General features: G+C 62.0%; 3 protein-coding genes and 1 pseudogene. 2 read left to right on the top strand and 2 right to left on the bottom strand.

What is annotated here, in order from left to right:
* Together EPO09_RS21230 and EPO09_RS21225 are read left to right on the top strand one after the other, a co-directional pair.
* Nucleotides 1-1,683, top strand: a 1,683-nt coding sequence (locus tag EPO09_RS21230) for an efflux RND transporter permease subunit (RefSeq protein ID WP_290646437.1), incomplete at its 5' end; no start/stop codon positions are given.
* Nucleotides 1,680-3,191 (top strand): efflux transporter outer membrane subunit, encoded by a 1,512-nt coding sequence (locus EPO09_RS21225; protein ID WP_290646435.1) that lies wholly within the window; start codon nt 1,680-1,682, stop codon nt 3,189-3,191. The genes EPO09_RS21230 and EPO09_RS21225, both read left to right, overlap by 4 nt.
* A gap of 259 nt (nt 3,192-3,450) precedes the next feature.
* On the opposite strand, the gene EPO09_RS21220 is transcribed toward EPO09_RS21225, so the two are convergent.
* A complete protein-coding gene (locus EPO09_RS21220) occupies nt 3,451-4,179 on the bottom strand; it encodes a GNAT family protein (protein ID WP_290646433.1) in 729 nt (242 codons plus the stop codon).
* 137 nt (nt 4,180-4,316) lie between these two features.
* A pseudogene (locus EPO09_RS21215) lies at nt 4,317-4,625 on the bottom strand (SDR family oxidoreductase); the annotation flags it as partial.
* Between the last annotated feature and the right edge of the window lie 314 nt (nt 4,626-4,939).

The raw sequence follows: 4,939 nt of genomic DNA, 5'->3' as shown, positions 1-4,939 counted from the left end.
GATGCACCCAAGGATGCTTTGTCGCGCCTGATGGACAAGGTGTTGGGGGGCTTCTTCAAGCGCTTCAACCGCGTCTTTGACCGAGCATCGCACAACTACCAGGGCGGTGTTCGTGGCACGCTGAGCCACAAGACTGCGACCATGGGTGTCTACCTGTTGCTGTGCGTGGCCGCGTTCTTCGTGTTCAAGCAGGTGCCTTCTGGCTTCGTGCCGGCACAGGACAAGCAGTACCTGGTGGGCTTTGCACAACTGCCCGATGCAGCCTCACTGGAACGCACAGACGCCGTGATCCGCCGCATGTCGGACATCGTGAAAACGGTGCCAGGTGTGAAGGAATCGGTGGCCTTCCCGGGCCTGTCGATCAACGGTTTCACGAACGCGCCGAATGCGGGCATCGTGTTCTACACGCTCGATGACTTCAAGAACCGCAAGGATCCGTCGCTGTCGGGCGGGGCGATTGCGGCCGAGGTCAACAAGCGTCTGGGTGCGATCCAGGATGCCTTCATCATGGTCTTCCCACCGCCTTCGGTGAACGGCCTGGGCACCATCGGCGGCTTCAAGCTGTTCGTCGAGGATCGTGGCAACGTGGGCTATGACGAGCTCTACAAGGGCGTGCAGGCTTTGCAGATGAAGGCCTGGCAGACGCCGCAACTGGCCGGTGTTTTCAGCAGCTACCAGATCAATGTGCCTCAGCTGTTTGCCGATGTGGACCGCACGAAGGCCAAGCAGATGGGCGTGCCACTGGGTAGCATCTTCGACACCTTGCAAATCAACCTGGGCTCGCTCTACACGAACGACTTCAACAAGTTCGGTCGGACCTTCCAGGTCGTCGTGCAGGCCGATGCACCGTTCCGCAGCAACGCGGACGCCATCTCTCAGCTCAAGGTGCGCAGCAAGTCGGGTGAGATGGTGCCGCTGGGCAGTCTGATGAAGGTGTCGGACTCGTACGGACCTGACCGCGTGCAGCGTTACAACGCCTATGTGGCGGCCGACATCAACGGTGGCCCTGCGCCGGGCGTGTCCTCGGGCCAAGCCCAAGCCATCATGGAGAAGATCGCTGCCGAGACCCTGCCCAAGGGCGTGCACTTCGAGTGGACCGACCTGACCTATCAGGAGATCCTGGCTGGCAACACGATGATCTATGTGTTCCCGCTGTGTGTGCTGCTGGTCTTCCTTGTGCTGGCCGCGCAGTATGAAAGCTGGACGCTGCCTCTGGCCGTCATCCTGATCGTGCCAATGTCCATCCTGTGCGCATTGATCGGCGTGTGGCTCACGCATGGCGACAACAACATCTTCACGCAGATCGCGCTGTTCGTGCTGGTGGGGCTGTCGGCGAAGAACGCGATCCTGATCGTCGAATTCGCTCGTGAGCTGGAGCATCACGGCCGCTCGACCGTCGATGCTGCGCTGGAGGCCTGCAAGCTGCGTCTGCGTCCGATCCTGATGACGTCCATCGCGTTCATCATGGGTGTGGTGCCGCTGGTCTTCTCGACCGGTGCAGGCTCTGAAATGCGCCATGCCATGGGTGTGGCTGTCTTCTCGGGCATGCTGGGCGTGACGCTGTTCGGCTTGTTCCTGACGCCTGTGTTCTACGTGCTGCTGCGCAAGCTGGCGATTCGCCTTGAAGGTGATCGCCAACCGGCGCCTGCAGCAATCGCAACCGAACTGACTGGTGAGGCATGAGCATGTCGACACACCGTATCAAACGAACACACCTGATCTTCGTGCCGCTCATGGCGGCCATGGTGATGGCCGGCTGCACCACGGCACCGGCCTTGCCCGAGGCGCACATCACCGTGCCCGACCAGTTCAAGGAAGCGGCTGTGGCACAGGGCAGCTGGAAGTCGGCACAGCCCGCTGAAAACCAGCCGCGAGGTCAATGGTGGCTGGCATTCAATGACGCCGCGCTCAACCAGTTGCAGCAGCAAGCGCAAGAGGCCAGCCCGACGCTGGCAGCCGCTGCGGCGCGGCTGAAGGCGGCACGAGCTTCACTGGATGTGAGCCGCGCGGACCGCTGGCCACAGCTCAACCTCAATGCCGGCGCGACCCGTACGAAGTTCAGCCCAGCACAACAGGGCTATGCAGCCGGCACCAATGTGGCACCGGGTACCGTCTGGAATGCTGGCCTGGGCGCCAGCTATGAGATCGACCTGTTCCAGCGCGTGGCCAACAGTGTGAATGCGGCCCAGGCCGATGCGCAGGCCGGTGAGGCCACTTATCGCTCGGTGCTGCTGGCTTTGCAGGCTGATGTCGCACAGGCCTATTACCAGTTGCGCATGCGCGATGCCGAAGTAGCCTTGTTGCGGGACACGCTGCTCTTGCGCGAGCAGACATCGCACCTGATCGAGCGTCGGTATGCAGCAGGCGATGTCTCCGAACTGGACGTGGCGCGTGCCCGCACCGAAACCTCGACCACGCGCGCCGAACTTCAGGGCTTGCAAGGTGAGCGCGCATTGGCCGAACACACGCTCGCCTTGTTGCTGGGCCAGATGCCCTCGAATTTCAACTTCGCGCCGTCGCCCTTGACGCCCGATGTGCAGATGCCCCAGGTGCCAGCCGGCCTGCCATCGTCCCTGCTAGAGCGCCGCCCCGATGTGGCCGCTGCACAGGCCGGCATGATGGCCGCAACGGCCCGCGTGGGGCAGGCCCGCTCGGCACGCTTTCCGGCGCTGACGCTTACGGCGCAAGGCGGCTATGCCTCCTACGAACTCAAGGACCTGTTCGACTGGAGCGCACGCTCGTGGTTGAGCAGCCTTGTGATGTCGCTGCCCTTGTTCGACGGCGGCCGCCATGCCGCCAATGTCGTCCGCGCTGAAAGCCTGCTGGACGAGTCGGTCGCCGACTACCGGCAAGCCGTGCTGGGCGCCTTCGGCGATGTCGAAGGCAAGCTCTCCAGCCTGGGTGCCGTGCGTGCCCAGTCGGAATCGCTGGATGTGGCTCTGGTTGCGGCGAGGCGTTCGGCCGAACTCGCAGGCAAGCGCTACAAGGCAGGCGAGGACAGTTTCCTCACCTTGCTCGACACCCAGCGCAACTTGCTTGCCATCGAGCGCCAGGCCGTGCAACTGCGGGGAGCATGGGCGGCCTCGACTGTTGGCCTGATCCGGGCCCTGGGTGGCGACTGGTCAAATGCGCAAAGCGACAGGGGCGAAGCCAAGGTCGCGGTATCGGCACCGATGATCATCGCGCACTGATCGTCGGACTTCAACGCTGCCAACGACTCGATCGAGCCCGTCCATGGATGGGCTCATTTTTTCTATGGACGCACATCCGGCACACCAAGCGATTAAGGCGGTATATCGGGGTGCAGAAGGAGAACCCGCTTCCTTACTGTGGATCTGCTGGCATCTTTCTGGAGGCGCCTCCCACCTGCCGCTTGCGCGACGGCTTGAGGCGATCGAAGGGATGCACTTGCATTGGCTGCGGATGGCGCTGATGCGTATGCGTAGGGCGTTAGATCGCTTGATCGCCTTGTGAAGTGCTGGTACGAGCGTTCATTGATGCCAGGCGGGACGCCAGGCGAGTTCGTACGTCTGGCCAGTCAAGATCGGTTATTGCAAACAGCACGCTGTCGCGCACGTGCCCTGTCCAGGTCATGCGGTCGCGACGCAAGACGCCTTCACGGACGGCACCGAGTTTGGCAATGGCCGCCTGGCTGCGCGCGTTACGCGCGTCGGTCAGCAATTCGACCCGACGCGCGCCGCTGGCGAACGCATGTCGCAACATCAACAGCTTCGATTCAGCATTCACGTAACCGGAGCGCACCTCAGGATGCAGGAAGGTGGCCCCGATCTCTACGGTTTGGCGCTCCTTCTTGATATTGAGGAAGCTGCTGGTGCCGACCACTGCCTGCGTCGCGCGGTCGCGAATCGCATAGGCGATCCAGTTGCCCCGAGCAGTCTGTTCATTCAGATCGCGCCACCATTTTTCAAAATGCGCGCCTTGGCCGCTCATCGCGAACAAGTCCCAGGCTGCGGCATCGCAATCGAGAGCCGCTCCCACAGCCGTCTTGATCGATTCCTCATAGGGCTCGAGTCGAACGAAATTTCCTTCGAGCGCAACGTTTTCAAGGGCAAAGGCGGGTGTCATGTTGATGGCGTGTGTAGTCGCGGGAGCATTCTGACCTCGATTCGTTGTTGCCGTCTCCCGGCTGACCGGCTGTGGCCACAAGTGTTCTTTCACGATGGGCAGCTCCTCGGCTTCACGCAGTAGCCCTTCGCGCTTGATTGCGCCCCATCGAAGCTGCTTCGAAGGCACTCCTTAGTTGGAACTGGAACAGCGGGCTCATGGTGCACCCAATCAGCGTGTCGCGACGGTCATCAAAGGTGGGGGCCGCCTGAGACCTCAATCTGCTGACCCACTTGGCCAAGCGCCGTTTGCGAAGCAATCAGACCATTGAGTTGCGTGTTGTCTCCCACAGCACCATCGCCGAAATTCGTTGCGATGGCGCCGGGCGCGATCGTGTTCACGGCAACGCGGCGTGGCCCCAGTTCCAGCGCAAGGTATCGCGTCAGCGCCTCGACGCTGCCTTTCATGGCGGCATAGGTGGCGTAGCCGGGCAAGGCGAACCGTGCAATGCCTGACGACACGTTGAGGATGTGTCCACCATCGGCCATCAAGGGCAGCAGCGCCGGGGGCACCCGAAGCTGTGTGCCACGGCGATCCATTGTGTATCCGAGGCATGGCGCACCAAGGTCTGGTCGATCTGGCTTGACCACCGTGGAGATCAGAGGAGTCACTATCTGCCTGCGTCACGCGTACAGCACCTCAGTATTGGGTTGGCAGCCAGCTTTGCCTGTGTCCGCGGCCGCTGTTGTGCAAGCCTGGAACGTTCAACACCCTGATGCTTTTGCTTTGAAGCTTGCTTTGAAAGCGGCTCGACAGGGATGTGTTCTGGCTGGTGTGTATTGGTCCGCATGCACCCGGCAGCGCAGGATGCCCC

The organism is Aquabacterium sp. (assembly GCF_004297345.1).
In the GTDB taxonomy this organism is placed as follows: domain Bacteria; phylum Pseudomonadota; class Gammaproteobacteria; order Burkholderiales; family Burkholderiaceae_C; genus Aquabacterium.
This window is presented reverse-complemented; position numbering and strand designations above follow the sequence as displayed.

Bases quoted from the DNA above. Each gene is read 5' to 3' on its own strand.
- EPO09_RS21225 (WP_290646435.1), top strand. From the start codon at position 1,680: ATGAGCATGTCGACACACCGTATCAAACGAACACACCTGATCTTCGTG.